The sequence below is a fragment of the Micromonospora sp. DT43 genome (genome assembly GCF_049841645.1).
Taxonomy (GTDB): Bacteria; Actinomycetota; Actinomycetes; order Mycobacteriales; family Micromonosporaceae; genus Micromonospora.
The window spans coordinates 1-23,494 of the sequence record NZ_JBNCKR010000016.1; the positions used below are offsets into that span (position 1 = coordinate 1).

25 protein-coding genes are annotated in these 23,494 nt (G+C 71.6%); 17 read left to right on the forward strand and 8 right to left on the reverse strand.

Translation table 11 applies throughout. The features are described 5' to 3' along the window. Positions 1-230: 230 nt before the first annotated feature. Positions 231-1,202 carry a pirin family protein gene (locus ACLQ26_RS28280; protein ID WP_425747382.1) on the forward strand — a complete coding sequence of 324 codons (972 nt, stop codon included), beginning with the start codon at positions 231-233 and terminating at the stop codon, positions 1,200-1,202. 187 nt (positions 1,203-1,389) lie between these two features. Further along, positions 1,390-2,058: a hypothetical protein gene (locus tag ACLQ26_RS28285; protein WP_425747383.1), complete on the forward strand. Its 669-nt coding sequence runs from the start codon at positions 1,390-1,392 to the stop codon at positions 2,056-2,058. Between the two features lie 249 nt (positions 2,059-2,307). On the opposite strand, the gene ACLQ26_RS28290 is transcribed toward ACLQ26_RS28285, so the two are convergent. Next, positions 2,308-2,976, reverse strand: coding sequence for a DUF1345 domain-containing protein (locus ACLQ26_RS28290; protein ID WP_425747384.1), 669 nt, complete (start codon positions 2,974-2,976; stop codon positions 2,308-2,310). Between the two features lie 33 nt (positions 2,977-3,009). Then, positions 3,010-3,282: a DUF2795 domain-containing protein gene (locus tag ACLQ26_RS28295; protein WP_425747385.1), complete on the reverse strand. Its 273-nt coding sequence runs from the start codon at positions 3,280-3,282 to the stop codon at positions 3,010-3,012. 179 nt (positions 3,283-3,461) lie between these two features. Between ACLQ26_RS28295 and ACLQ26_RS28300 the strand changes: the two genes are divergently transcribed. The 6 genes from ACLQ26_RS28300 to ACLQ26_RS28325 all read left to right on the forward strand — a co-directional run bounded on the left by ACLQ26_RS28300 (position 3,462) and on the right by ACLQ26_RS28325 (position 7,317). Further along, the gene (locus ACLQ26_RS28300) at positions 3,462-3,872 is read left to right on the forward strand and encodes a DUF2267 domain-containing protein (protein WP_363685490.1); all 411 of its coding nucleotides are present in this window, start codon (positions 3,462-3,464) and stop codon (positions 3,870-3,872) included. A 207-nt stretch (positions 3,873-4,079) separates the two neighbouring features. Continuing rightward, positions 4,080-5,102 (forward strand): TerC/Alx family metal homeostasis membrane protein, encoded by a 1,023-nt coding sequence (locus ACLQ26_RS28305; RefSeq protein WP_425747387.1) that lies wholly within the window; start codon positions 4,080-4,082, stop codon positions 5,100-5,102. A 76-nt stretch (positions 5,103-5,178) separates the two neighbouring features. Further along, positions 5,179-5,778, forward strand: a complete 600-nt coding sequence (locus ACLQ26_RS28310; RefSeq protein ID WP_266241690.1) for a sulfite oxidase-like oxidoreductase — start codon at positions 5,179-5,181, stop codon at positions 5,776-5,778. Positions 5,779-5,785: 7 nt separating this feature from the next. Further along, positions 5,786-6,550 (forward strand): ferredoxin reductase, encoded by a 765-nt coding sequence (locus ACLQ26_RS28315; protein WP_425747514.1) that lies wholly within the window; start codon positions 5,786-5,788, stop codon positions 6,548-6,550. Positions 6,551-6,580: 30 nt separating this feature from the next. Continuing rightward, on the forward strand, positions 6,581-6,874 hold the full coding sequence (locus ACLQ26_RS28320; protein WP_007459518.1) for a DUF6510 family protein: 294 nt from the start codon (positions 6,581-6,583) through the stop codon (positions 6,872-6,874). 41 nt (positions 6,875-6,915) lie between these two features. Next, positions 6,916-7,317, forward strand: coding sequence for a hypothetical protein (locus ACLQ26_RS28325; protein ID WP_425747389.1), 402 nt, complete (start codon positions 6,916-6,918; stop codon positions 7,315-7,317). A gap of 24 nt (positions 7,318-7,341) precedes the next feature. Here ACLQ26_RS28325 and ACLQ26_RS28330 read toward each other — a convergent pair whose 3' ends face one another. Beyond that, on the reverse strand, positions 7,342-8,271 hold the full coding sequence (locus ACLQ26_RS28330) for an alpha/beta fold hydrolase (protein WP_425747390.1): 930 nt from the start codon (positions 8,269-8,271) through the stop codon (positions 7,342-7,344). A 236-nt stretch (positions 8,272-8,507) separates the two neighbouring features. Between ACLQ26_RS28330 and ACLQ26_RS28335 the strand changes: the two genes are divergently transcribed. The 3 genes from ACLQ26_RS28335 (at position 8,508) to ACLQ26_RS28345 (ending at position 11,560) form a co-directional block, all read left to right on the forward strand. Further along, positions 8,508-9,455, forward strand: coding sequence for an alpha/beta fold hydrolase (locus ACLQ26_RS28335; RefSeq protein WP_425747391.1), 948 nt, complete (start codon positions 8,508-8,510; stop codon positions 9,453-9,455). A 117-nt stretch (positions 9,456-9,572) separates the two neighbouring features. Then, positions 9,573-10,928 carry a sensor histidine kinase gene (locus tag ACLQ26_RS28340; protein WP_425747392.1) on the forward strand — a complete coding sequence of 452 codons (1,356 nt, stop codon included), beginning with the start codon at positions 9,573-9,575 and terminating at the stop codon, positions 10,926-10,928. Further along, positions 10,916-11,560, forward strand: a complete 645-nt coding sequence (locus ACLQ26_RS28345) for a LuxR C-terminal-related transcriptional regulator (protein ID WP_425747393.1) — start codon at positions 10,916-10,918, stop codon at positions 11,558-11,560. Before ACLQ26_RS28340 ends, ACLQ26_RS28345 begins: the two co-directional genes overlap by 13 nt. Before the next feature lie 131 nt (positions 11,561-11,691). Here the strand turns inward: ACLQ26_RS28345 and ACLQ26_RS28350 are convergent, their stop codons facing one another. Beyond that, positions 11,692-12,528, reverse strand: a complete 837-nt coding sequence (locus ACLQ26_RS28350) for an LLM class flavin-dependent oxidoreductase (RefSeq protein WP_425747394.1) — start codon at positions 12,526-12,528, stop codon at positions 11,692-11,694. A gap of 351 nt (positions 12,529-12,879) precedes the next feature. Here ACLQ26_RS28350 and ACLQ26_RS28355 point away from each other — a divergent pair, with 351 nt between their 5' ends. Together ACLQ26_RS28355 and ACLQ26_RS28360 are read left to right on the forward strand one after the other, a co-directional pair. Next, positions 12,880-13,596, forward strand: coding sequence for a VOC family protein (locus ACLQ26_RS28355; protein ID WP_425747515.1), 717 nt, complete (start codon positions 12,880-12,882; stop codon positions 13,594-13,596). Positions 13,597-13,997: 401 nt separating this feature from the next. Continuing rightward, positions 13,998-14,858: a class I SAM-dependent methyltransferase gene (locus ACLQ26_RS28360; protein ID WP_425747395.1), complete on the forward strand. Its 861-nt coding sequence runs from the start codon at positions 13,998-14,000 to the stop codon at positions 14,856-14,858. A gap of 24 nt (positions 14,859-14,882) precedes the next feature. Here ACLQ26_RS28360 and ACLQ26_RS28365 read toward each other — a convergent pair whose 3' ends face one another. Beyond that, positions 14,883-15,614, reverse strand: coding sequence for a VOC family protein (locus tag ACLQ26_RS28365; RefSeq protein WP_425747396.1), 732 nt, complete (start codon positions 15,612-15,614; stop codon positions 14,883-14,885). Positions 15,615-15,723: 109 nt separating this feature from the next. Between ACLQ26_RS28365 and ACLQ26_RS28370 the strand changes: the two genes are divergently transcribed. Further along, on the forward strand, positions 15,724-16,257 hold the full coding sequence (locus ACLQ26_RS28370) for a GNAT family N-acetyltransferase (protein ID WP_425747397.1): 534 nt from the start codon (positions 15,724-15,726) through the stop codon (positions 16,255-16,257). 62 nt (positions 16,258-16,319) lie between these two features. Here ACLQ26_RS28370 and ACLQ26_RS28375 read toward each other — a convergent pair whose 3' ends face one another. After that, positions 16,320-17,771: a M20/M25/M40 family metallo-hydrolase gene (locus tag ACLQ26_RS28375; protein ID WP_425747398.1), complete on the reverse strand. Its 1,452-nt coding sequence runs from the start codon at positions 17,769-17,771 to the stop codon at positions 16,320-16,322. A 118-nt stretch (positions 17,772-17,889) separates the two neighbouring features. Between ACLQ26_RS28375 and ACLQ26_RS28380 the strand changes: the two genes are divergently transcribed. From ACLQ26_RS28380 to ACLQ26_RS28390, 3 genes are read left to right on the forward strand one after another with little or no spacing between them, the layout of a single operon-like run. Beyond that, positions 17,890-18,831, forward strand: a complete 942-nt coding sequence (locus ACLQ26_RS28380) for a glycogen debranching N-terminal domain-containing protein (RefSeq protein WP_425747399.1) — start codon at positions 17,890-17,892, stop codon at positions 18,829-18,831. 20 nt (positions 18,832-18,851) lie between these two features. Beyond that, positions 18,852-20,042 carry an amylo-alpha-1,6-glucosidase gene (locus ACLQ26_RS28385; RefSeq protein WP_425747400.1) on the forward strand — a complete coding sequence of 397 codons (1,191 nt, stop codon included), beginning with the start codon at positions 18,852-18,854 and terminating at the stop codon, positions 20,040-20,042. A 46-nt stretch (positions 20,043-20,088) separates the two neighbouring features. Next, entirely contained in the window at positions 20,089-21,390 is a 1,302-nt protein-coding gene (locus ACLQ26_RS28390) for an NAD(P)/FAD-dependent oxidoreductase (protein WP_425747401.1), read from the forward strand. Between the two features lie 23 nt (positions 21,391-21,413). Here the strand turns inward: ACLQ26_RS28390 and ACLQ26_RS28395 are convergent, their stop codons facing one another. Further along, positions 21,414-22,517: an AI-2E family transporter gene (locus ACLQ26_RS28395; protein ID WP_425747402.1), complete on the reverse strand. Its 1,104-nt coding sequence runs from the start codon at positions 22,515-22,517 to the stop codon at positions 21,414-21,416. Between the two features lie 61 nt (positions 22,518-22,578). After that, a complete protein-coding gene (locus ACLQ26_RS28400) occupies positions 22,579-23,361 on the reverse strand; it encodes a spermidine synthase (RefSeq protein WP_425747403.1) in 783 nt (260 codons plus the stop codon). Between the last annotated feature and the right edge of the window lie 133 nt (positions 23,362-23,494).

Consider the following 23,494-nt stretch of genomic DNA (forward strand, 5'->3'; position numbering starts at 1 on the left):
TGACCGAGGCCGCGCAGACCGTCCAGGTCTCCGCCTACCCCGACGCCTACGCCCAGTGGGAGCAGCAGGCCACCGACCTGGTCGGCCAGCACTGGAACAGCTGACCCACCCCGCACAACCCGACCGACTGGCCGGCACCCGAACCCCGGGTGCCGGCCAGTGCTGCGTTGGCGGTCACCCCGGACGGGAAGCGCCGCAGCCAGGGGAGGGCGCGAGCGTACAGTCGGGCGGTGGAGCGTACCGAATCGATGCTGGCACAGACCCGACCGCCCGGCGTGGCCGACGTCGATCCCGGCAGCGTGCTGCTGCCGGGCCACGACGTGCCGCTGGGGCGGTACACGACGGTCCGGCGGTTGTTGCCGCAGCGGCCTCGGCGGATGGTCGGCGCGTGGTGCTTCGTGGACCATTTCGGCCCGGACGACGTGGCGCAGCGGCCGGGCATGGAGGTGCCGCCGCACCCGCACACGGGTCTGCAGACGGTGACCTGGCTGCTCGACGGCGAGATCATTCACCGGGACAGCCTCGGCAACGTCCAGGCGATCCGGCCCGGCCAGTTGAACGTGATGACCTCCGGGCACGGCATCGCCCACTCGGAGCGGTCGCCGGCCACGCACCCGCCGGTCATGCACGGCGTGCAGCTCTGGGTGGCGCTGCCGGACCCGGCGCGGGCCGGCGACGCGGACTTCGCCCACCACGCCGACCTGCCACGCTGGCGGGACGGCGACGTGGACGCGACCCTGCTGGTCGGCGAGTTCGCCGGCCAACGGTCCCCGGCGGTGGTGCACACCCCCCTGGTGGGCGTGCAGCTCGAGCTGGGCGGGTCGGCGCCGACCACGCTGCAGTTGCGGCCCGATTTCGAGTACGCCGTGCTGGCGATGTCCGGCTCCGCGGAGGCCGCCGGGGTGGGGTTCGAGCCGGGCGCGCTGCTGTACCTGGGTTCGGGCCGGCGCGAGGTGACCGTGCGCGGAGGGGCGGGGGCCCGGCTGTTGCTGCTGGGCGGTACGCCGTTCGAGGAGCCGCTGGTCATGTGGTGGAACTTCGTGGGCCGCTCGCACGAGGAGGTCGCCGCCGCCCGGGAGGACTGGATGGCCGGCCGGCGTTTCGGGGTGGTGGCCGACGACGCGGCGTCACCGCTGCCGGCGCCCGCCCTGCCCACCACCCGACTCAAGGCCCGCGACCGCACCGGCGGCCTGCACGGCTGAACGGCCAAGGCGAAGGGCCAGGGCACGCGGGCGGATGAGCACGCGGGCCGATGACGATCAGGGCGGGCGCCTCGACCCAGCCACGCCGGTCCAGGTCGGCTGTCCGGGCCAAAGACGCGCGCCGGCCAGGGCGTGCGCGGGCCGAGGACGCGGCGGTTGACCGACCGTGGCGCGGGTAGTCGCCGGCATGGCGACCACTCTGATCACGCCCGTGGAGGACCGCAAACGCCTGGCCCGCCGCCTGGCCGGCAGTGGACGGGGGTTCGCCGAGCAGTACGGCTTCCGGGTGACGAACAATCCGGCGAGCCTGTTCCAGGTGCTCTACCTGGCGGTGCTGCTCGCCCGCCGGGGTGACTTCCGGCGGGCGTTGGACGGCGCGCGGGCGCTGCGTGACGAGGGGTGGGACAGTGCCGCCCGGCTGGCCCGGTCGCTGCACACCGACCGGGTGCGGGTGCTGCGCGACAGTGGTCAGCGCGGCGACGTCGACGCGTTGGCGGACGTGGTGGGCGATCTGGCGCGGACGGTCGTCGAGCGGTACCGGGGTGACCTGCGCCGGTTGCGCGCGGTGGCGCACCACGAGCCGGCTGTCGAGCGGTCGCTCCTCGCCGAGCTGCCCGGGGTGAACGATCAGGTCGTCGAGCTGTTCCTGCGCGAGGCGCAGGCGCTGTGGCGGGAGGTGGCCCCCGTCGCGGACCGGCGGGCGCTGGTGGCGGCCCGCCGGCTCGGGCTGGGCCGGTCGGCGGATGACCTCGCCGGGTTGGCCAGCGGCGAGTCGGAGCAGCTGGCGTGGCTGGTGGGGGCCCTGGCCCGGGTGGATCTGGAGCACCGGTACGCGGAGCTGACCGGTCACTCCTGACGTGCCCTGGCCCACAGTTCGGCGAAAACTGACCGTACGGAGGATGTTCTGTCGTATGGTTGTACCCGGCAGTGCTGCCCGCTCGGTTCGAGCGGGCATCCACCGCCTGGTGACCGCGACCGGTTCGGGAGTGGTTCACCGCCTGGACAGGTTTGCGTGGCGCCCCCCGGTCGCGGTTCGCGGCCACGGGGCGCCCGCCTGTCCCGGCGAACTCCCGCCCCGTGCCAACCCCGGGCCGCGGTTGAGCGCTCAGTGGGCCAGTCCCGCCAGCAGGTTCACGGTGACGGCGATGATGAACGCGCCGAACAGGTACGACACCATCGAGTGCCGCAGTACCGTGCGGCGCATCTCGTTGCTCGTCAGGTTGGTGTCGGAGACCTGGAACGTCGCCCCGATGGTGAACGCCACGTACGCGAAGTCCGTGTACCGGGGCGGTTCGGGCTGGTTGAAGTTCACCCCGCCGTCGGGTCCGGTGTAGTAGATCCGGGCGTAGCGGGCCGCGAACACGGTGTGCACCACCAGCCAGGACAGCAGCACGCTGAGGACGCCGAGTCCGCCGTACAGGTCCCGGTGCAGGCCGGGTGGTGCCGCGTGGGCGCTGGCCACGACGAGGCCGACGGCCAGCAGGCTGGCGAGGCAGGCGATCAGCAGCACCACGTCCCGGGTGGCCCGGTTGGGGTCCTCGTGCACGGCGAGTCGGGCGGTGCGGGCGGCGTCCATCGGCCAGAGCTTGCGCCACACCAGCACCAGCCAGCTCAGCGCGGCGGCGTCCCAGCCGGCCAGTGGGGCGAGCGACGGCGCCAGTGTCAGGGCGAAGACGCAGCCGGCGATGACGCCGGCCACCGCCACGACGACGAGTTGCGTCGCCGCCGGGGTGTGCCCGTCCGGGGGGCGGGACAGCGGACCGGTGCCGGTCATCGGCGGCTCACGGCGGGGTCCGCCACCGCCGGGTCAGATGCCGCGCAGATGCTGCGACACCCGGTTGTGCTTCTTGTCCCGGGCCTGCGCGGCGCGTTGCGCGGGGCCCACCTCGGGCGCGGCCTCGATGCCTGCGGACCGGGCCACCTCGTTGCCGTTGGCGTAGTCGACGGGCGGCAGGGCGCGCAGCGCCTTCAGCACGTCCGGCGGGGCGCCCTCGCGTTCGGCCTCGCGGACCACGTCGTTCTTCTCGGCCGGGTAGTCCAGGCTCGACAGGTACTGCAGGACGTCCGCGTAGCTCGCCATGTCTGGGGCTCCCTCGGGGCATCGATGTGGTCACGACCGGCGGCGGTTACCCACCCGCCGCCCGCTCACGCCGGCCCGAGCGAGGAAATCGCCGGCGTCGGCGGAGAAAAGCGGCGTCGTTTCCACCGCACGGCGGCGGGTACCCGCAGGCGCCGCCGACAAGCCCGAGGGAGTACGCGATGAACTACGACACCTTCGTCGATCAGGTTTCCCAGCGCACCCGGACGTCGTCCGAGCAGGCGGTCGAGCTGACCCGGGCGGTGTTGGAGACGTTCGCCGAGCGGCTGACCGGCGGCGAGGTGCTCGACCTGGCCGCGCAGCTTCCGCAGCCGCTGCAACTGGTGCTCAAGCCCAGCCCGAGCACTGAGCAGGCGGACCGGTTCGGGGCTGCGGAGTTCGTGGCACGCGTCGCGTTGCGTGCCCGGGTGCAGGAGCCGGCCGCGCGTGATGCCGTGCGGGCGGTGTTTACCACCCTGCGCGAGGCGATCACGGGTGGGGAGTTCGACGACGTGGCGACCCAGTTGCCGCGTGACTACCGGGGTCTCGTGGAGCAGGCGATGGCGCCGGGCGCGACGCTGCGCCGCTCCTGAGCGGCACGGCGCACAGCGGTTGGCCAGGGCAACCATCGACGTCCGGCTTGGCGTGTCGATCCGGCCTGGCCTAACCTTGTCGTGCGAGGGGAGTACTTCCCACGAACCATTCCGGTCAGTACGGCACGCCCGGCGTGCCTCGGGTGGTTGCCCATCTTCGATGGGTGAAGGAGACCTCGAACATGACACGGTGTTCGAGGAGACCCCATGACCGAATTGTCATACCTGGCCGCGGCGAGTGACCTGTCGTCGGTGGGTACGCCCACGCTCTGGGCGCTGACCATCGCCGGCGTGGTGCTCCTGCTGGTGCTGGACTTCCTGGTGACGCGCAAACCGCACGAGGTGTCCATGCGGGAGGCGATCGGCTGGTCGGCCTTCTACGTCGCGCTGCCGCTCGCGTTCGGCGGTTGGGTCTGGTCCCGCTACGGCTCCGAGCAGGGCGTGCAGTATCTGACCGGTTACCTCGTGGAGAAGTCCCTCTCGGTCGACAACCTCTTCGTCTTCATGCTGCTGCTGGCCGCGTTCGCGGTGCCGGCGGTGCTCGCCCAGCGGGTGCTGCTCTACGGCATCGCCGGCGCGCTGGTGCTGCGGGCGGTCTTCATCGCCCTGGGCGCGGCGGCGTTGCAGACGCTCGACTTCGCGTTCCTGCTCTTCGCGATCATCCTCATCGCCACCGCGGTGAAGCTGCTGCGCGACGCCCTCGCCGGGCACCAGCAGGAGGTCGACATCAACACGATGCGCTCGGTGAAGCTGCTGCGCAAGATCATGCCGGTGGTCGACGAGTACCACGGCGCGCGGATGACCGTGCGGCAGGGCGCGAAGCGGGCGCTCACCCCGTTCGCCCTGGTGGTGGTCGCGGTGCTGGCCACCGATGTGGTCTTCGCCGTCGACTCGGTGCCGGCCGTCTACGGCATCACCGAGGACCCGTACCTGGTCTTCGCCACCAACGCGTTCGCCCTGCTCGGCCTGCGGGCGCTCTACTTCGTCCTGCACGCGGCGCTGAGCCGGCTGGTGCACCTCAGCTACGGCCTGGCGATCATCCTGGCGTTCATCGGCCTCAAGCTGGGTCTGCACTGGGCGCACGGCATCTGGGCGAGCGTGCCCCAGATCCCCACCCTGGCCTCGCTCGGCGTGATCATCGGCGTGCTGATCGTGGTGACCATGACCAGCCTGCGCGCCACCCGGGGCGACACACCCGAGCAGCGCGAGGTCGTCGCGGAGCGGCACTGACCGCGCCGCGCCGGACCGACGAGGGCGTACGCGGGAAAGCTCCCGCCCCGACCGGCCCGGGTGGTACGACTGTGCCATGGGAATCGTGTCACCGGGCTTCTCGGGTCGGCCCCGAACGCAGGAGCCGGCCCTGCCACCCGGCCAGTACCTGACCGAGGACTTTCCGGTGCTGTCGGCGGGCCCGACACCCCGGGTCTCCCTGGACACCTGGGAGTTCGTCATCTCCGCCGAGAACGGCACCGAGTACCGGTGGTCGTGGCAGGAGCTGATGGCGCTTCCGCAGGAGACGCCGATGGTCGACATCCACTGCGTCACCCACTGGTCGAAGCTCGGCACCACCTGGCAGGGCGTCTCCCTGGACACGCTGCTCGACGGCGTGGACACCGGCGCGCACTTCGCGCTCGCCCACTCGTACGGCGGGTACACCACCAACCTCCCGCTGGACGACCTGCGCGGCGGCCGGGCCTGGGTGGCGCACACGTTCGACGGCGCGCCGCTGCCGGCCGAGCACGGCGGGCCGGCGCGGCTGCTGGTGCCGCACCTGTACTTCTGGAAGTCCGCCAAGTGGGTGCGCGGCATCCGGCTCAAGACGATGGACGAGCCGGGATTCTGGGAGACGGCCGGCTACCACGACTACGGCGACCCGTGGCGCGAACAGCGGTACCAGGGTGACTGAGCGGGCCGTGGCGACGGGCACACCGGCCCGCGAGCCGATCAAGTGGCAGGTGGCGCGGCTGGTGGAGCGCCGGGTCGAGACCGCGACCGCGCAGACGCTTGTGCTGGAGGTGCCGGACTGGCCGGGGCACCTGCCCGGGCAGCACGTCGACGTGCGGTTGACAGCGCCGGACGGCTACCAGGCCGCCCGGTCGTACTCGATCGCCGGGCCGGCAGTGGACGGCCCCGGCGGCCCGCGCATCGAGGTGACAGTCCAGCGGGTGCCCGACGGCGAGGTGTCGCCGTACCTCATCGATGTTTTCGGCGCCGGTGACCCGGTGGAGGTCCGCGGACCGCTCGGTGGTTGGTTCATCTGGCGTTCGGAGGACACCGCGCCGGTGCAGCTGGTCGCGGGTGGCTCCGGCATCGTGCCGCTGATGGCGATGATCCGGGCGCGGCGGGCGGTCGGCAGCAAGGTGCCGTTCCGGCTGATCTACTCGGTGCGCACGGCGCAGGACGTGATCTACGCCGACGAGCTGCGCCGCCGGGGCCGCGACGACTTCGGCCTCGATGTGGCGTACGTGTACACCCGCGAGGCGCCCGACGGCTGGCGCGGCGAGCCGCACCGGGTCGGGCTGGCCGACGTGAACACCCACGGCTGGCCGCCGGACCTGGAACCGCTCACCTATGTGTGCGGTCCGACCGGGTTCGTGGAGGCCGTGGCCGATCTGCTGGTGGGCCTGGGCCACTCGTCGCGGCGGATCAGGACCGAACGCTTCGGCCCCACCGGCTGAGAGCCCGCCCCGCAACGTCGAGGAGACCCGATGACCGAGATGTCCTACCTGGACGGCAACATGCTCGACGGCCCGATGCGCGAGCTGTTCACCGTCGACCTGAGCACCGCGATGGGCCGCTGCGAGAACTGCGGGATGACAGGCTCGATGGCAAGCCTGCACGTCTACTCGCACGCCCCGGGCCTGGTCGCGCGCTGTCCGTCCTGCGAGTCGGTGATGGTGCGGCTGGTCCGCGCACCGGACCGGGCCTGGCTGGACATGCGCGGCGTCACCTACCTCCAGGTGCCGATGCCGATGGAGCAGACGCTTCCCGAGCCGCTCTGACCGGTCACCCGGCGCTCGCGCCGCTGCGACACACTGGCCGGATGAGCACCGGTCGGTGGCAGGGCGTACCCCTGCGGGTCCGGTTGGTCGTGTCGGCGGCCGTGCTGGTCTTCGCCTACGGCACCGTCGTGCACGTCCTCCAGTTGTTCGTCCCCGGGCTGCGACCGCAGGTCGCCCTGCCCGGGTGGCTCGCGGTCTACTTCGCGTCCCTGACCCTGTGGGATCCGTTGGCGGCGCTGCTGTTGGCGGCTCGCCGCCCGGTGGGGCTCGCGCTGGGCTGCGCCGTGCTGGTGACCGACGCCGCCGCGAACGGGTACGCCAACTACGTGCTCGACCCCGCCGGTGGCGTCACCCCGGGCCGGATCGGGCAGGCCGTGATCACCGCCCTCGCCGTCGCCCTCGTCGCGCTCACCCCGTGGCTGGCCCGGTGGTACGCCCGCTGAGCCGGCCCGACGGACTGCGCACCGCTACGGTGTTTCCCGATCCGCCTCGGCGAGGACGGCGAGGACTGCGTCCACCACTGCGGCGGGTTGTTCCTTGTGGATGTAGTGGCCGCTGTCGGGCACCACGACGTGGGTGCCGCGTACGAAGTGTGCGGCCGTCTGCTCGGCGAGGTCGCGGGAGCGCTGTTGCAGTGCGGCCGGCTTGCCGCGCGTTGCCGTGAGGATTCTCATCGGGACGTCGGGCACCGCCGACGTCGCACGCGTGGCACGGACCTGCCGGGTGCAGGCGTTGGCGAGGCGGTTCTCCGTACGGATGGTCGCGACCTGCGCGTACGTGGCATAGCTGGCCTGATAGGCCGCAGTGACCAGGGCCTGAGTCGTCGGGTCGTCGGTGCAGCGCTGCGCGAGCTCGCGGCCCATGTTCGCGGCGACCCGGTTGAAGAGCCCGACCGCCTTGAGCAGCGGAAGGGCAGCCAGGACGACGCTCGACGCGACCCGCAGGGCCAGCGGCACCTCGGCCGTGGTGTCCTCGTGGAACGGGTCGACGAGGACCACGCCGCCTGTGCGGTCGGGCCGGGCGAGCGCGGCCAGTTCGGCGAGCAGTCCACCCCAGCTGTGACCCACCAGCACGGCTGGACCGACGTGGTCGAGAAGCGCTACGAGGTCGCGTACCTGGGAATCCAGTGTCAGCCGCGGGACGGGGTCGCTGGCGCCCAGGCCGGCGCGGTCGTAGGCAATAACGCGGGACGTCTCGGCCAGCGTGGGCAGGACGGTGGCCCAGTCCAGCCCCACCTCGCCGGCCCCCGAGATCAGAAGGACGGGTGGCCCGGTGCCCCCGGCCTCCACCCACCGCAGTCGCCGGCCTGACTCACGGGTCAGCTCGTGGCGGATGACGCCATCCGGCACCAGGCGGGACAGGGCGGTGACGACCGGATCCTGCGCCCCCGTGTCCACCAGACCTCCTCGTCGCCGTCCCCGTTGGTAGACGTCCGGCTCTGGACACTACAAACCCGCCACAACGTCGCCGGTCCCTCTGCGGCTGATCCGCCGGGTCGGTCCGGCGCGATGAGCGGTCGGCGGTACGGGGTCCAGTCGACGAACCGCCCCCTGGCCAGGGTAGGGGTAACTCCCAACCCGACTGGGAGGTAGCAGGATCGATCAAGATCTAGAAACCGTGGAAGCTCATTTCCATGACCACGCAGAAGATCTCCCGGTTCCATCGGGCCGCCCTGGCCCTCGTCCTTCCTGTCGCCGTGACAGCGGCAGTCGCCGGGTGTGCTGACTCGGCGGCACCGAAGGCCGCGCCCGCAGCCAGTTCGGCAGTCGCGGTTCCCTCGACCTCGACAAGCGCGGCCGGCCCGGCAAGTGCGGCCCCCGCAGCGGGCTTGCACATGATCGCCAACAACGGGCATCAGCTTGCCTTCCACGTCACGCCCGGAAGTTCTCCCACCATCGTGCTGGACGCCGGCGGTGGCGAGGACTCCTCGTACTGGGATGCCCTGGTGCCGCAGCTGTCGCAGGCCACCGGATCGCAGATCATCACCTACGACCGGGCCGGTCTGGGCGCCAGCGAGGAGGTGAAGGGCCCATGGGACCCCAAGGCCGCCGCCTCCGACCTGCAGGCCGGTCTGCGTGAACTCGGTGTCACCCAGAACGTGGTCCTCGCGGGCCACTCGCAGGCAGGAGAAGTGGCCCACTACTTCGTCCTCGCGAACCCCGGCGTTGTCTCGGGGGCGGTGCTCATCGATGCCAATGTGCCGCAATTCTTCACCGACACCCAGATTCAACGCCTCGTCGCGCTGACCGCGCCGCAGATCGAAGAGCTCAAGAAGGCGCCGTCGACGAAGGCGAACCGCCAGCTCATCGCCACGGCCGACAACTTCGGTCCCACGCACCAGGCGTATCACAAGGTCTCCTGGCCCGACGGTGTTCCCGTCATCTATGTCGTGTCGGACAAGACGCCCTTCGACGGATCTCCGCAGGACGCTCAGGCCTGGCGCGACGCGGCAGCGGCGTTCACCAAGGCGGCGCCCGACCGCACACTCGTCACCGCCGAGGGAAGCTCGCACGACGTTCCCCAGGACAAGCCCGCCCTGGTGCTCAAGGAAATCGAACAGATGACCGCCACCGTCAAGTAAAGGCCGTCGGGCCGACGGCTGACAGGACCGGCGAGCCTGGTTGACCGGCGCTCCCCGGCGTTCTCGGTCAACCAGTCTGCGGAGACGACCTCGCACGATGCGCAATGATGGAGTGAGATGACCGATAACAGCGGAATCGCGCCGTCCGGCGGCTCCTCGGCCTCGCGGGAGGGCTCCGGGCCGGGTCGCGTTGCTCGCAGCGGTCCGATTCCGCGCTCCGCGCTGGCCCAGCGGATGAGCCTGCTGGGCTGGTCGCTGGTGCTGCTGCCGGGCGCGGCCCTAGGTGCCGTGCTGGCCACACTGTGGATCACCTCGATATCGATCGCCGCGCTTGGCGCCGGAATCCCACTGACCCTGCTCGCGACCGTACTGGTGCGCTGGTTTGCCGACCTGCATCGCCAGTGGGCCGCCGACCGGCTCGGCGAACCGGTGCCCGCCCGGCCCTATCAGCCGACCCCGGACGCCCGATGGCCGGTGCGGCTCTGGACGATCCTGCGCGACCCGGCGACGTGGCGGGACTGGATCTGGTTGGTGGTCAACTCGATCACCATTTGGTTGAGCTGCGGACTGTCGCTGCTGTTCTTCGTCTTCGGAGTCGCATACCTGTCCTATCCACTCATCTATCAGCTGACGCCGTCTCAGGTATTCCGCACTCCGATGGGGGAGGGCTTCCGGCTGCACAGCGTCGCGCAGTCGTTTGGGCTCGTACCGCTCGGTCTGGTTTTCCTTCTGCTCTGGTACGTCACTGCGGTGCGCCTCGCGAACCTCAACGCTCGGGTGATCCGCGCTCTGCTCGGCCCCACCGAACAGGCGCGCCTGCGGGCCCGCGTCCAACAGTTGGCGACCTCGCGAGCTGAGACCGTCGACACCCAGGCCGGTGAACTGCGCCGAATCGAACGCGACCTGCACGACGGCGCGCAGGCCCGGCTGGTGTCGCTGGGTATGAGCCTGGGCTTGGCCGAACAGTTGCTGCCCAACGATCCGCAGGCCGTCCAGCAGTTGCTGGCCGAGGCCCGCGAGTCGACCTCCAGCGCCCTCACCGAGCTGCGCGACCTGGTACGAGGCATCCATCCGCCGGTATTGGCCGACCGCGGCCTGGACGGCGCACTCAATGCCTTGGCCCTGGTCAACCCGATCCCGATCACGGTGGTGACCCGCCTACCCCGACGGCTGCCAGCCCCGATCGAGTCTGCGGCCTACTTCGCCGTCGCCGAGGCCTTGTCGAACGCCATCAAGCACGCCCAGGCCCAGCAGATCCGAATCACCGTGGAGTTCGCACCCCACCGGGGCGGCGCTGCCGGGGAACTGACGATGCTGGTGTCCGACGACGGCCGTGGGGGTGCTTCGATCGATTCCGGCACGGGCCTGCGTGGCATCGTCCGTCGCCTGGCGGCCTTCGATGGCACGCTGACCGTTGACAGCCCGCCGGGCGGACCTACCGAGGTGAGGATGTCGCTGCCGTGCGTATCGTGATAGCCGAGGACCTCGCCCTGCTCCGCGAGGGCCTGATCAGGATCCTGCGGGCCAACTCATTCGAGGTCGTGGAAGCCGTTGACAACGGCCCCGCGCTGATCCGGTCGCTGATGACGCACCGCCCCGACGTCGCCATCGTCGATGTGCGGTTGCCGCCGACCTTCACCGACGAGGGGCTGCGTTCCGCGATCGAGGCCCGCCGCCAGATTCCGGGGTTGCCCATCATGGTGCTGTCGCAGTATGTCGAGCAGATCTACGCCAGGGAGCTGATGTCAGATCGCGCGGGCGCGGTGGGCTACCTGTTGAAGGACCGGGTTACGGACGTCGGCCAATTCGTCGCCAGTGTCCGGCAGGTCGCTACCGGCAGCACCGTTATGGACCCCGACGTGGTGAGCGCGCTACTCACCCACCGCTCCACCGACCCCAAGCTCCTGGAGCTGAGCCCACGCGAGCACGAGGTCCTCACCCTGATGGCCGAGGGCCGCTCGAACGCTGCGATCGCCGCCCGGATGTTCGTCACCGAGAAAACCGTCAGCAAACACAGCAACAACATCTTCACCAAGCTCGGTCTCAAGCCCTCCGAGGACGACAACCGCCGCATCCTGGCGGTCCTCGCCTACCTGGAAGGCTGAGTCCTTGGCCTCTGCCCCACGATGAGTGCGACCTGAGCACGGATGGGGAACGCGACGGGCGGCGCGGGACCGCCGCGTCGACGCAGCGCGTGCTGCCTCTTCGCGACGGCCCCGATCCGGTGTCCCGGGACTCAGCGCACGATCTCCGCGAGCACGTCGATCTGCCCGGGGTCAGCGCCGTAGCAGTACAACACCAGTTCGTCCGCGCCGAACTCCCGGTACGCGGCCACGGTGTCGGCGATCTGCGCCGGGTCGCTCAGCGGCTCACCCCACCCGGGCCGGCCGGTGAACGCGTAGTAGGCGGCGATGGCGGCACGGGCCTCGTCGATCGTGGCGGCCGAGCCGACCGCCACGTTGACCTGGCACACCAGACGCGGCCGGCCCGGACGGCCGGCCGCCTCCCACCCCTCCCGCACGGTACGGACCAGGGGGCCGGCCCAGGCCAGGGGTGCCGCGCAGACGAACCCGTCGGCGTAGCGCCCGACGCGTCGCAGTGCCGGCGCGGCGAACCCTCCGATAAGCATCGGTGGCCCTCCGGGCGTGGTGGGGCGGGGCCCGATCGTCGTCCCGCGATACGGCTCGCCCTGCCAGATCTCGCTCAGGGCGGCGAGTTGCGCGTCGAGCAGTCGACCCCGCTGCCCGATCGGGGTGCCGGCGGCGACGTGGTCGTCGTCGCGACCACCGACGCCGATGCCGAGGACGAACCGGCCGGCGGACATCCGGTCGAGGGTGGCGACCTGCTTGGCCAGCAGGGCGGTCTCGCGCAGCGGGCCCAGCAGGACTTCCGTCTGGAGGCGGATGCGCGTCGTGGCGCCGGCGAGGACCGCCAGGGCGGTCAACGGTTCGGGATTGTCGAACGTGAGGCGGTCCAGCAGAGCGAGGCTGTCGAAGCCGTGTGCTTCGGCGGCGGTGGCCCAGTCGAGCAGGCGGGCCGGTGCGCTGATGGGCAGGCCGAGGCCGATGTCCATGTCGATCTCCGTACGGTAGGCAGCGTGAACTGAAGCCGCCACCTCCTCCTCGCCCACGGCGAGGTCCCGAGTTCATCTGCGACGTGTTTCTCGAACCAGGGATACGAAGTTCCGCGGCAACACTACGCGGCATCCACCGGAGCGTCCCGCCGCCCCGGTGGGCGGTGATCGACTCCGTTTCACGGAAATCGGGGTGTCCGAGCGCACGGGACACCCCGACTTCAAGGATGCCGAGTCGATCAACCGCCGCCGTATCGAAAACTCGGGTGCGGGCGGCGCGGCCGGATCCGTAGGCTCCGATCTCCGGCCCGTCCGGGCTGTCCCCTTCAGGGATCGGAGATGAGCGCAGCGATGGCAAGTCACCTCTTCGCGGTGTGTTTCGGCGCGAACGAACCCCTGCGTGTCGCACGGTTCTGGTCCGAGATCCTGGGTCGGGAGCTGGTCGACGACAGTCGAGACGGCGTCCTCTTGCTGCCCGACGACGAGAGCGGCTTCCGGCTGCGCTTTCCGCGGATCCCGGAGCCGAAGCTCCTGCAGAACCCCGCACACCTCGAACTGACAAGCGACTCGCCGGAACACCAGCGGAAGACGGTGGCCAGGGCGCTGGAGCTGGGCGCGCGGCACACGGATGTCGGCCAACTCCCGGAGGAGAGCCACGTGGTGCTCGCCGACCCGGAGGGCAACGAGTTCTGCGTCCTCGGGCCGGGCAGCGTGTTCCTCGCCGGCTGCGGTTTCCTCGGTGACGTGGCCTGCGACGGAACGCGGGCCGTCGGCTACTTCTGGAGCGAGGCGCTCGGTTGGCCGCTGGTCTGGGACCAGGACGAGGAGACCGCCATCCAGTCACCCCTGGGCGGCCCGAAGATCACCTGGGGTGGTCCGCCGTTGATGCCCAAGGGAGACAGGGACCGGGTGACCTTCGACCTCGCCGTCGACGACGGGGACGACCCGCAGGCCGAGGTCGACCGCCTGCTCGCCCTCGGCGCCACGGTGGTCGGCACCGAGGGGGAGGGCGCGGTGGTGCTGGCCGACCCCGACGGCACCGAGTTCCGCCTGCTGACGCGCCGCTAGGCGAGTAATGCCTCCCCCCGGCCGCCGGCGGTGACCGTCGGTCACCTCCGCAGGGGCGAATGCGGTCGTGAGCGGTATACCGCGAAGTCATATTCATACCTCTGCGGTATACCGCTCACCAGCAGATCGACACGGCGGGCAGCCACGGCGGATGACCCGAGCCGGCACGAGACACGGCACGTCACCGGTGGCACCCCGGACATCGACGCGGGCATCGGGATCGACCCTGCTCGCGATCGCTTGCCACGAGCAGTGGACCGCGCCCCGGCCACGATGCCGTGCCGATTCACCTCCGCCGTCGTCGCTGCCACCCGACGAGCCCGTGCGGCGCTGAGCGCCGGTTTCGGTGCGCGCGGACGCGCACGGTGTGGGGTGGCAGAGAGCCTGGCTAGGCTGGACGCATGACTGACGCGGCGGGCCCGATCGAGCCGTCCGGGGTGTGGTCCACAGCCGTCGGCGTGGCCCGGGTGCGGGCGATGGAGACGGCACGCGAGCAGCCGCTGTTCCGGGACCCGCTGGCGCTGGCCTTCGCCACGGCCGGAGGGAGAGACCCCGCGACGCCGTCGCCCCCGGGTGCGGACGAGGCGGCGCGACGCCGCTGGCTCGGTGTGGCCGTCTCGATCGTCATCCGGACGAAGTTCCTGGACGACCTGCTGGACCGGGCGGTCGAGTCCGGCGTCCGGCAGGTTGTGCTGCTCGGCGCCGGGATGGACAGCAGGGCCTTCCGGATGGACTGGCCTGCGGGCACCCGGTTGTTCGAGGTCGACACGGCCGAACCGCTCGGCTTCAAGGCCGCGGTGCTGCGTCAGGAGCATGCCGCTCCGCGCTGCGAGCGGATCACCGTCCCGGTCGACCTTCGCGAGGACTGGCCCGGCGCCCTGGCCGCGGCCGGGCACGACCCGACACAGCCGACCGCGTGGATCGCCGAGGGCCTGCTGATCTATCTACCCCAGGCCGCGGTGGCGTCGCTGCTCGAACGGGTCGGTGCGCTGTCCGCCCCGGGCAGCCGGATGGGCCTCACCCTGGGCTCGCGCGGTGTGGTCGAGCGCTTCCGCGAGGACGCGGCCTCGGGGTCGGCGGCGTCGATGTGGGTCTCGGAGATGCCGGAGGACCCGGTCGGCTGGCTGGCCGGCCTCGGCTGGGAGGCGGAAACCTTCACCCTGCGTGAGCGCGCCGCAGCCTACGGGCGGCCGGTGCTCACCCCGCCGCAGCACGACGAGGGCGTGGGCGGGCTCGTCTCGGCGGTTCGCGTCGCGCACTGAGCACGACGAGGGCCGGGGTGTGGGTCAGGCCGGCGTGAGGAGGCAGAACTCGTTGCCCTCCGGGTCGGCCAGGACGGTCCACGGGACGGTGCCCCCGCCCAGGTCGGCGTCGGTGGCGCCGAGAGACCGCAGTCGGGCCGCCTCGCCCTCCAGGTCGTCGCCCGGGTAGGGGCGGACGTCGAGATGGACGCGGTTCCACACCGTCTTCACATCGGGCGTGCGGAGAAACTGCAGGTACGGGCCGACGCCCTGAGCCGAGCGCAGCACCGCGCTGTGGTCGGTTACCTTGTGCACGGTCCAGTCCGTGGCCTCGCCCCAGAAGCGGGCCATGAGACGCGGATCCGCGCAGTCGACCACCACCGACGCGATCGGGCCGGTCTCCTCGTAGAGCGAGTCCAGCACGCAGAACTCGTTGCCCTCCGGGTCGGCCATCACCGTCCACGGCACGTCGCCCTGGCCCACGTCCGCGAGGGTCGCGCCGAGACCCTTCAGCCGCGCCACCACCTCCGCCTGGTGTTCCGCCGAGGTGGTCGCCAGGTCGACGTGCACGCGGTTCTTCACCGTCTTGGGTTCCGCGGAGACGACGAGGTCGATGCAGACGGCGACGGGATCGGGGTAGACGAAGCCCTCGGGTTCGAGGTTGGTGACACCCGGTCCCTCGCTGGAGATCCCCCAGTCGAGCGCCTTCGCCCAGAAACCGCCCAGGGCGGCGTCGTCGCGAGCCTTCATGTTGATCTGCACAAGCCGGGTTGCCATGCCGACGATCCTAAGCAGGCGCGCTGCCGGTGCGAACGCCCCCTGCCATCGGGCTCGGGCGGCGGGCCGGTTGGACAACGGCCGGGCCGGTCGGTCAGAGTGGTCGGCCGTGAGATACCTGCGCAGCGGTGGTCCCGCCGCGATCCGGCGACCCCGGCCCACCGACGTCGACGAGTTCGTGGCGGCCACGCGGCGCAGCCGGGACCTGCACCATCCGTGGTTGGCCGCGCCGACGAGCCCGCAGGAGTACGACAACTACCTGCGTCGCATCCGCCGCAGGGACAGCGCCGGCTACCTGATCTGCGACCGGGCCAGCGGCGCCATCGCCGGCTACGTGAACATCAGCGGCATCGTGCTGGGCGCGCTGCGCGGCGGTTACCTGGGGTACGCGGCGTTCGAGCCGTACAGCGGCACCGGCCACGCCTCGGCGGGCATCGCGCTGGTGATCGACCACGCGTTCACGGCGGCCGGGCTGCACCGCCTGGAGGCGAACATTCAGCCGGGCAACGAACCGTCGCGGCGGGTGGCCCGCAAGCTCGGCTTCCGCCTGGAGGGCTTCTCCCCGGACTACCTGTTCATCGACGGCGCGTGGCGCGACCACGAACGCTGGGCGATAACCGCCCCCACCCCACCTCCCGCGTGATCAAGAGGTTCGCGTCACGACACGGGGACGCGAACCTCTTGATCAACGAGGGTGGAGCGGGGTCAGGCGCCGGGTCGGGGGAAGGCTACCGGGCTTCTGCGGCCCTCCCGGTCCACGGCGCGGATGCCGAAGAAGACGTTGTCCTTGGACAGGTCGATGCTGACCTCGGTGACGTCACCGACTCCGATCACCCGCTGCCACTCGGCGGCAGTGGTCTCCCGCCACACCACCTCGTAGCCGGCCAGGCCCGGCTCGTCGCCGCGCTGCCAGCGCAGCGTCGTGTTGTTGGTCAGGTCCGTGGTCACGATGATCGCGCCCTTGGGCGTACCGGGGGCCTGGGCCAGCGACCACAGCGCCGCGCCGTTGACCCGGGCCACCCGGGCGATGTACGCGAAGTCGCAGAACTCGGGCAGGTCACCGAACTGTTGACCGTCCTGCACGCGGACGTCCTGGTGCTGGTGGGCGAAGTCCTCGTTCGGCTCGGTGAACCGCGCCGCCGGCCAGCCCTCGCGCAGGAACGAGATGTGGTCGCTGCCGCGCAGGTAGCGGTCCCGCCGGTAGATCACCCGCACCCGCATGCCCGTCGCGTCGTTCTCCGCCACGTCCCTGACGAACCGGGCGAGCTGCCGCGACGGTGAGTCGTTCTCGCCGCCGACGGACTGCCGGGTGGTGGCCTCCGCCGGTGTCTCGGCGGTTGGCACCCCCTCGGCGAAGAGGCGCACCGCGTACGGGTCGCGGGTGCCGTCGTCGGCGGTGCTGCTGCCCACGATGTCGTCGCTGAACATGCCCTGCACGTCCGCGCCGGCCGCCTTGAGCTGCGCGGCCAGGTACGCCGACCCGTACAGGCCCTGCTCCTCGGCGGCGACCGCGGCGAAGACCACAGTGGCGGCGGTCGGTCGGGTGGCCATCAGTCGGGCCAGCTCCAGCACGACTGCGACGCCGGACGCGTCGTCGTCCGCGCCGGGCGCGTCGCTGACGGCGTCCATCACGTCGGTGGCCCGGGAGTCGTAGTGGCCGGTCACCACGTAGGTGCGGTTCGGGGAGGACTGGCCGCGCAGGGTGGCCACCACGTTGGTGATCCGGGTGGCGGTGGGGATCCGCGACGCCGGCTGCTGGACGTACGACTGGAGTTCGACTGTCATCCGACCGCCGGAGGTGGCCGCGTACCCCTGCAATTGCGCGTGGATCCAGTCCCGGGCGGCGCCGATGCCCCGCTGGGGGTCGTCCTGGCTGGAGAGGGTGTGCCGGGTGCCGAACGCGGCGAGGCGGCGCACGATCGCCTCGATCCGGCGTGGGTCGACCTGGCGCAGCAGCTCACGCAACTCGCGCTCGGGCCGCTGGGCGTGGATCGGGCGGCCGGGGCCGGTCGGAGCGGCGTCGGTGGCAGCGGCGGGTGCGGCGAGCGCGGGCACCGCGACGGTGGCGGCGGTCGCCGCGGCGGCGGCGGCCGAGGCGGACAGGAAGGTGCGGCGGGTGGACCTCGTGGGCCCCGCGCCGGTGTCGTCTGATCCCATTCCGGCATCCTGCCCATCGATGACGGTGCCTGTCCATATCGTGCGGCGTCGATGGCGGCGGAGTTTTCACCCGGACCGGGTGATGACACCCCGTTATGGCCTTCTTACGGTGGGTGTCATGGCTGCCGTGCGCGCGACCCCCGCAAATCCGACTCCCGGCCTGATGAGCGAGGCCGGGCGGAGCGGCGACCAACGGGCCATGCCGCCGGAGCTGGGCCCCGACTCCCTCGCCGTGCTCAGCGGCCCCACCTTCATGTACTCGAATTCGAGCGGCGACGTCCCGCCGGGCAGCATCGGCGGGCTCGTGCACCTGGACACCCGGCTGGTCAGCGGCTGGACCCTGACCGTCAACGGCGGCGCCCTGCTGGTGTTGCGGGCCCAGACGATCGAGCACTACTCCGCGCAGTACGTGCTCACGAACTCCGAACTGCCCGGGTTGCCGCCGAACAGCCTGGGCCTTCGGCGGCTGCGCTACGTGGGCGACGGCTTCCACGAGCGGGTCGAGCTGCTGTCGTTTCGGCCGGAGCCGGTCCGGTTGGAACTGCGCCTCGCCGTCGACGCGGACTTCGCCGACCTGTTCGAGGTCAAGTCGGTGGTCCGGGACCGCTCGGCGCAGATCACCCGCGACCACGCCGCAGACGGCTCCGAGCTGTGCTTCTCCTACCGCAACGGGGACTTCTCCGCCCAGACCCGGGTGTGCTGCGCCACCCCGGCGGACCGGATCGAGGGTGACGAGCTGGTCTGGGAGCTGGACCTGAGCCCGCGCCAGGGTTGGAAGGTGGACCTGCACGTTCCACTGCCACCCGGGATGGGAGTGGTCGAGCCGGTGCGGGGCGACATCGCCGACGTCATCCACGGCCGGGGCGACGACCCGCTGCGCCGGTGGGTCGAGGACCGGGCCGTGCTGCGCAGCGACAACCAGGCGTTGGAACGCACCGTGCGTCGGTCCCGCGACGACCTGGCGGCCCTGCGGCTCGACCTGGAGGTCAAGGGCCAGAAGATCCTGCTGCCCGGCGCGGGCTGCCCTGGTTCCTCAGCGTCTTCGGGCGGGACACGCTGATCAGCGCGTACCAGACTCTGGTGGCCGGGCCGGAGCTGGCCAAGGGTGCGTTGCTCGCGCTGGCCCGCCTTCAGGGCGACACGTGCGACGACTTCACCGACGAGGAGCCCGGCAAGATCCTGCACGAGGTCCGCAGCGGCGAGCTGACCCGCAGCGGCCAGAAGCCGTACGGGCCGTACTACGGCAGCGCCGACGCCACCCAGCTCTGGCTGATCCTGCTGTCGGAGTACTGGCGCTGGACCGGCGACGACGAGACAGTCCGGCACCTGGCCGACAACGCCATTGCCGCCCTGCGCTGGATCGACGAGTACGGCGACCGGGACGGCGACGGCTACGTCGAGTACGCCACCCGCTCCCCGGAGGGCCTGGGCAACCAGTGTTGGCGGGACTCGCCGGACGGGATCTGCTTCGCCGACGGGCGCATCCCGGTGCTGCCGCTCGCCACCGCCGACATCCAGGGCTACACGTACGACGCCAAGCTGCGACTGGCCGAGCTGCTGGACGGGCCGTTGGACAATCCCTCCCTGGCCCGTCGGCTGCGCGACGAGGCCGGCACCCTGTACGAGCGGTTCAACCAGGACTACTGGATCGACGAGCGGGGTGGCTACTACGCCATCGCCCTCGACGGTGACAAGAACCTGGTCGACGCGAAGACGTCCAGCATGGGTCACCTGCTGTGGAGCGGGATCGTGCCGCCGGAGCGGGCCGGCGCGGTCGTCCGGCAGCTCATGTCCCCCGACATGTTCTCCGGCTGGGGCATCCGGACGCTGTCGCGCGAGGAACGGCTCTACAACGCCCTGGGCTACCACCTCGGCACGGTCTGGCCGCACGACAACTCCATCGCCGTGCTGGGCCTGGCCCGCTACGGCTACCGGGCGGAGGCGAACCGGATCAGCCTCGCCATGTTCGACGCGGCCGAGCAGTTCGACCACCGACTGCCCGAGGCGCTCAGCGGGTACGACCGCGAACGGCTGCTGTTCGCCGTGCCCTACCCGACGGCGTGCAGCCCGCAGGCGTGGGCCGCCGGCACGCCGCTGGCGCTGGTCCGCGCGCTGCTGGGGCTCAACCCGGTCGGCGGGCAGCTCATGATCGACCCGGACATTCCACCGGAACTGGGCCGGATCACCGCCGACCGGGTGCGCGCCTTCGGGCAGGAATGGAGGATCGAGGCGTTGGGCAGCAGCGGTAACGTCCGGCTCCAGGCGAGCTGACCGTACGCCGACGTTTGTCCCGGGCTGCGACGGGAAACGGCCCGCAATGACGAAACCTCGTGTGGTGATCGTGGGGGCCGGGTTCGCCGGTTACCACGCGGCGAAGACGTTGAGCCGGATCGCCCGGGACCGGGCCGAGATCGTGGTGCTGAACTCCACCGACTACTTCCTGTACCTGCCGCTGCTGCCCGAGGTCGCGGCCGGGGTGGTCGAGCCCAAACGGATCGCGGTGCCGCTGACCGGGACCCTCAAGGGCGTCCGCGTGGTGATCGGCGAGGCGGACCACGTCGACCTGCAGAACCGCTGGGTCGGCTTCACCCAGGCCGAGGGGGAGAAGAACCGCCTGGCGTACGACCGGCTGGTGCTCGCCGTGGGCAGCGTCAACAAGCTGCTGCCCATCCCGGGTGTCACCGAGTACGCGCACGGCTTCCGCGGCCTGCCCGAGGCCGTCTACCTGCACGACCACATCGTCCGCCAGATCGAGCTGGCCGAGCAGGCCGAGGACCCGGCGGAGCAGAAGGCGCGCTCGACGTTCGTGGTCGTCGGGGCGGGCTACACAGGTACCGAGGTGGCCGCGCACGGGCAGTTGTTCACCGACGCGCTGCACGCCCAGCGACCCCGGCTCACCGTCCGGCCCCGCTGGATGCTGCTCGACGTCGCCCCCCGGGTGCTTCCCGAGCTGGACAAGCGGATGTCCGACACCTCGCACAAGGTGCTCAACAGGCGTGGTGTGGACGTGCGGATGGGCACGTCGGTGGCCGAGGCGACCTGCGACGGGGTCAAGCTCACCGACGGCGAGTACGTGCCGACCTGCACGCTCGTCTGGTGCGTGGGGGTGCGGCCCGACCCGTTCGTCAACGAGCTGGGCCTGCGCACCGAGAAGGGCCGGCTGGTCACCGACGAGTTCCTCAACGTCCCCGGCTACCCGGAGGTCTTCGCCTGCGGTGACGCCGCCGCCGTGCCCGACCTGGTCAACCCGGGACAGCTCTGCGGCATGACGGCTCAGCACGCGCAGCGGCAGGGCAAGCGCGTGGCGCACAACATCGCCGCGTCGTACGGCTTCGGTCAGCGCAAGCCGTACAAGCACCACGATCTGGGTTGGGTGGTCGACCTGGGCGGCAAGGACGCGGCCGCTAACCCGTTGCACGTCAACCTGGCCGGGCTGCCGGCCAAGGCGGTCACCCGGGCGTACCACCTGATGGCGATGCCGGGCAACCGCACCCGCGTGGGCGCCGACTGGGTGCTCGACGCCGCGCTGACCCGCTCGGCAGTGCAGTTGGGGCTGGTCCCGGCGAACGCGGTTCCGCTGGAGAGCACCTCACCGGAGGTCGCCATGCACGGCCGCTGAGCGAGACCCGCCGACCGGGCCGGTCAGCCCCGCGAGGGGGCGGGACCGGCCGGTCCGCGTGCGGGCGGTCCGGGTTCCGCCGGTGGGGGTGGGTTCAGCCGTCGCGGCCCGTACTCCCGCAGCAGCGTCTGGACGATGCCGGCGGCGGGAATGGCCAGCAGCGCGCCGAGCAGCCCGGCCAGTTCCGCCGCGAGCAGCACGCTCAGCAGCACGGTCAGCGGGTTGAGCCGCACCGCGCGCGCCAGGATCAGCGGCTGGAGCAGGTGGTTCTCGACCTGCTGGTAGACCACGAAGAAGACGAGCACGACGACCCCGGCGGTGGGGGAGTGCAGGAACCCGGCCCCGGCGGCGATCACCGCGCCGATCGTCGCGCCGACAAGCGGTATCAGATCGGCCACCGCCACCAGCAGCGCGATCACGCCCGCGAACGGCACCCCGGTCAGGGCCAGCACCACGAACGTCAACGCCCCGCAGATCACGCTGATCAGCAGGTTGCCGGTGAGATAGCCGGTCACCGTCCGCGACACCTCTCGGCCCACCCGGCGCAGGCGCTCGCCCTGACCGTCCCCGGCCGCCGCGAGCAGGCCACGGGTGATCCGCGGCGATTCCAACACCATGAGGTACGCCAGCACGACGACGGTGACCAGCCCCGCGACCGTCTCCACGACGCCGCGCAGCACGCCGACGGCGGGTTGTCGCAGCCGGCTGCCGAAGTCGCGCAGTTGGTCGGAGTGCTCGCTGACGTAGCGCCGCGCTCCGGTGCGTTCCACGAGCTGACCCAGTGGGCCGCGTCCGGCGCGTGCGTCGCGCAGCAGGTCGGGCCCCCGCTCGGCGAATCGGCCCAGCTCGTCCAGCAGGGGCACCAGGATGACAGTGGCGAGGATCGCCACCACGACGAAGGCGGCGAGGAACACCAACAGCGTGGCCGCCGCCCGCCGCCGGACGAACCGGCGTTGCAGCCAGTCCACGGACGGCTTGAGGGCGACCGCGAAGAAGGCGGCCACGACTGCCCAGACCAGCACCCGCCGGGTCGCGTACACGAAGGCCAGCGCGAGCGCGGTCGCCAGCACCAGGCCGATCACGACCAGGGCCCGGCGGGCGGTGGCCCGATCGTCGGCGTTACTCACCCGCCCGGCCTTCCCCGCCCACACGGCAGGAAACCCGGCAATGCGGACGAGTGGCCCCGTCCTATGCGTCGGTGTCGGTGAGCGGGTGGGCGCCGGCGACGAACGTGTCGAGCGCGGCGGCGTGCAGCAGCCCGCCCGGAATCGGATCGCGCAGGGCCGCCGCCGCGAGCCTGCCGACCGGCAGCCCGCCTGGGCGGTGCGTCGCGGCGAGCACCACGTTGCCGTAGCGCCGGCCACGAAGCATCCGGCGGTCCCCGAACACGCAGACGTCCCCGAAGACCGCGCGCAGCGTCGCCACCTGCACGCGGGTGCCGACAAGCGGCGGCAGGTCCGTCACGTTCACCAGACAGAGCCCGCCGGGGCGCAGGACGCGAGCCACCTCGGCCGCGAACTCCACGGTGCGGACGTGCGCAGGCATCCGGGCCGCCCGGTAGATGTCGGCGATCACCAGGTCGTACGCGCCGGCCGGGGCGGCAGTCACCGCGTCCCGGGCGTCGGCGACCTCCACCCGCACCTCCGGCGGCAGCGGCGGCAGTTCCCGGGCGACCAGATCGACCACCGCCCGGTCCCGCTCGACGACCCGCTGCGCGGAGCCCGGCCGGGTCGCGGCGAGCCAGCGCGGCAGCGTCAACGCGCCGCCGCCGAGGTGCAGCACGCTCAGCGGTACGCCCGCAGGGGCCGCCACCTCCACCGCCGAGGCGATCCGGCGGACGTACTCGAAGTGCAGATGCCGGGGATCCTCGACATCCACGTACGACTGCTCCACGCCGGCGGACAGCAGCGTCCGTCCGGTTTTGCGGACCGGATCGGCTACCAGCTCCAACCGGTCGGCGGCGCGGTTCATGACGGCACGCTAACCGAGCCGCCGCCGGTGCCTTTCGACGGGCCGCGCCGGGCCGCCCGACGTGCGCGCGGGCCGGTCCGGTGCCGGCCCGCCCGACGTGCGCGCGCCGACGGGCCGACGGCGCGGGTCGTAC